Source organism: Agrobacterium sp. MS2, assembly GCF_003261015.1.
Lineage (GTDB): Bacteria > Pseudomonadota > Alphaproteobacteria > Rhizobiales > Rhizobiaceae > Agrobacterium > Agrobacterium pusense.
Genome location: NZ_QLNF01000049.1, coordinates 1 through 2,948, shown reverse-complemented (window position 1 = coordinate 2,948; position 2,948 = coordinate 1). Strand labels below are relative to the sequence as shown.

2 protein-coding genes and 1 pseudogene are annotated in these 2,948 nt (G+C 55.1%); all 3 read left to right on the top strand.

Annotated features, from left to right (window positions below; all coding sequences use genetic code 11):
• Positions 1 to 950, top strand: a 950-nt coding sequence (gene virB11, locus DOU54_RS15335; RefSeq protein WP_113731542.1) for a P-type DNA transfer ATPase VirB11, incomplete at its 5' end; no start/stop codon positions are given.
• A gap of 769 nt (positions 951 to 1,719) precedes the next feature.
• Positions 1,720 to 2,451, top strand: a complete 732-nt coding sequence (locus tag DOU54_RS15330; protein WP_286079919.1) for an AAA family ATPase — start codon at positions 1,720 to 1,722, stop codon at positions 2,449 to 2,451.
• Positions 2,448 to 2,948 (top strand): annotated as a pseudogene (locus tag DOU54_RS15325) (ATP-dependent metallopeptidase FtsH/Yme1/Tma family protein); the annotation flags it as partial. The gene DOU54_RS15330 and the pseudogene DOU54_RS15325, both read left to right, overlap by 4 nt.

Genomic DNA, 2,948 nt, shown 5'->3' with positions numbered 1-2,948 from the left:
CCTCACTCTATGAGGTGATCGTCAATCGGCCCGGGCAGGTGCTGACGGAAGGACCCGGCGGGTGGCGGACCCATGATCTTCCGGGTCTGACCTTCGAAAAGCTCATGCGCCTTGCCCGGGCCGTTGCCAGCTTTTCGCACCAGTCCATCGATGAGACGCGCCCGATACTCTCAGCGACGCTTCCAGGAGACGAGCGCATCCAGGTCGTCATTCCTCCAGCGACGCTGAAAGAGACGGTGAGCATTACAATACGCAAGCCGTCATCGGTCGATTTTACGCTCGATGATTTAGACGAAAGGCTCTTCTTTGAAGGCACACGAACCATTGAGGCCGACGCACCAGGCAACGATGACGAGTTGCGTAATCTATATCGCGCCGGTCAGATTAAGGAATTCTTGCGTCAGGCGGTCTTGTCCCGGAAGAACATCATAATTTCGGGAGCGACTGGATCGGCCAAAACGACGCTCTCGAAAGCTCTGATCAAACACATTCCTGGCGACGAGCGGATTATTTCGATAGAGGATACTGCTGAACTCGTAATTCCCCAAAAAAACAATGTCCGACTTTTTTACTCGAAAGACCGGCAAGGACTCTCTCAGGCGGGGCCGAAACAGCTTCTTGAGTCGAGCCTGCGAATGCGACCAGATCGCATTCTTCTGCAGGAGCTACGTGATGGCACCGCATTCTACTACATTAGGAACGTGAACTCGGGTCATCCAGGCTCGATTACTACAGTTCATGCGGATTCTGTCGCTCTCGCATTCGAACAGTTAATGCTCTTAATCAAGGAATCCGAGGCCGCGCGCGACCTTGGACGCGTTGAAATATTGAATTTGCTTCATGCTTCTATCGACGTAGTCGTGCAATGCAGACGTCTAGCTGGCGCATTTCGAGCATCCGAGGTATATTTCCGCCAGCACAATTTACTCTTACAGCATCCTACACAATAGTTGCTAATTTTTGCGGCGCCTTCTAAAGGCTGTTCGCCTTCAAACTATGAATTGTGTAGCATGAATCAGAGGAATTCTGTCCCCGAGGGGATTTTCTTTCGAGCCCTCTGGTTTCTCATTACACTTGATCGCCTCCTTTTGATCGTCACTATTGTGCTGCTTTGAGGCGGCTAGAGTGATGACCTTGCCTCCTGCGCTTAGCCAGATGGCGGGAATCCGTATGGGGCTTGTCGAAAGCGAAGGAACAGCATCTCGGTGGCTCCGACACACAAAGCGATTCCCCCCAACAACAGATCGTCTTGCGTTCAGCCACCTCGTTTGAGATGGCAAACTTGAGAAGACACGTCTACAGCTTAGTGAAGCAGTAGATCACCTAAACTACGACGCAAAACAGAGGATTTTACTTGCTTTTAGAAATACATTCGTCCCCGAATTGGACCAATCCTATATTCGGCGTTAGCGAATTATAGACTGATGCAAGAGTGGGAATGCGACCGCCCCACCACCTTGTAAGTAATCTCAGCCTTTTGAACAGAAATGATGGCAAAACGAATTTACAGGGCGATGCATAGTTTTCTTCATGTGAAACATATGTCTGCCCATCGATCGCTAATATAAATCGCTCCGCATATCTGTTTTGTCCAGCTTCCATACTAAATCCTCCACATCCTTAGATGTTCATAGCCTTTATTATCAGCTAACTTAGTTTGATCTACGGTAACTCAGAAATATATTGCAAACGAGCCTGACTAGGGACGGTCCCACATCCTTGACGACGTCGTCGTCGTCAAAAAGCAAAGGCACGGGTAAATCGAAAGGCAAGCCAACCGGCGCTGAAGTGATCCAGCCGGAGCCCGATGGTGATGAACTGTCGCCGACGGCGCTGCGGGTCGAGACGCTCACTGGCTATGGCGCCGCAAAAGACTGGGCGCTTGGCCTCAAGGCGGATCTCGCCGATTACCTCAGCGGCAAGTTGGCGTGGTCGCAGATGAGCACCAAGCTGCTCCTGTCGGGACCTCCAGGGACCGGCAAAACGACCTTCGCACGCGCGCTATGCAATACACTGCAAGTCCCGCTCGTTGTGACATCTGTGTCGACATGGCTGCAGGGCGAGTATCTGCATGATGTGCTGGACCGCATGGCAGGCACCTTTGCCGAGGCTCGAGGCCGGGCGCCCTGCATTCTCTTCATCGACGAGATCGATGGCATCGGGTCACGCGTCAGCAACACCAGGCCTTATGCCGATTACTGGAACGCCGTCGTCAACAAGCTGCTGGAATTGCTGGATGGGGTGATGAAGAGCGAGGGTGTCATCGTCGTCGGCGCGACCAACCGGCCGGACGAGATCGACGAAGCAATCCGCCGCTCTGGTCGGTTGGAAACCCACATCGAGATCCCGCGCCCGGATATTCCGACGCTCGCCGGCATTCTCGCACATCATCTGGGGAGCGACCTCGACATCGTCGCCGCGTCGAACTCCCAGATTGGAGGTCAGCCATGACAGGCGACACGAAGATCGACAACTCCTCGGATGAGATCGAGATCATTTTGGAGGATGGCGCCGAGCGCGACGTCGATAGGCCAGAGGCGGCCGAGCAGGACAGCTCGGTGTCTCACGCGTTGCGGCGGCTTGCGACCCGTGCCATGGGCCTGACCGGCGCCGACATCGAACGCATCGTGCGCCATGCACGCCTGAAGGCCCGGCGCCAGAAGAGGGAGATGACCTATGCCGACATCGAAGCCGGCATCCGCGGTCACAGGCCGTCCGTTCCGTACAACGTCCGTTGGCGTCTCGCCGTCCACGAAGCCGGACATGCCGTCGTTCATCACGCCCTGCGCCTTGGCACCATCCAAGGGATCAGCATCGACCATCCTGACGGCGGCTCCAACATCGTCAGCTTTGCCGGTAGCGGGCCCGATACCGAAGACTGGTACAATCGGCTGCTGGCGCTGTTGATGGCCGGACGGGCGGCCGAGCTCCTGCTGTTCAAGGGAGCC